Annotated in this window: 1 pseudogene; it reads left to right on the top strand. The window is 59.3% G+C overall.

The annotated features are described in order from the left end of the window. Positions 1 to 77 precede the first annotated feature (77 nt). Positions 78 to 405, top strand: a pseudogene (locus tag BQ17_RS06790) (IS4 family transposase); the annotation flags it as partial.

Genomic DNA, 405 nt, shown 5'->3' with positions numbered 1-405 from the left:
GTGTAGTTACTGTCGATCTGGACATGCATAGGGTATTGTGGCCCCTGGAAAGTCACCCAACTCCCCAGGAGCCCCCCATGCCTGTCAGTACAATTTTACATCACTGCCTGGAACCGTTGTTGCACCACCACCACCGCCGACGCTTGGCGACGCTGTTGGCGGCCGTGGTATCGTGCCTGAGCGGGCCACGGTTGTCACTGACCGATCTGGGGCGCCGCTTCGCGGGTGAGGCGAGGTTACGCCATAAGATCAAACGCTCCGACCGTCTGCTTGGTAACCGCCACCTGCAAGGTGAAGTCCGGTCGATCTACGCGGTGCTGTGTCGGGTAACGTTGGCGCGCCTTGCCGAGCCCTTGGTCCTGATTGACTGGTCAGATTTGAAGGCCGATCAATCGTTGCATTTGC

The sequence above is a fragment of the Candidatus Thiosymbion oneisti genome (assembly GCF_900092655.1).
GTDB lineage: Bacteria > Pseudomonadota > Gammaproteobacteria > Chromatiales > Chromatiaceae > Thiosymbion > Thiosymbion oneisti.
Note: the sequence above shows the minus strand (reverse complement) of the source record. Positions and strands in the feature narration are given on the sequence as shown.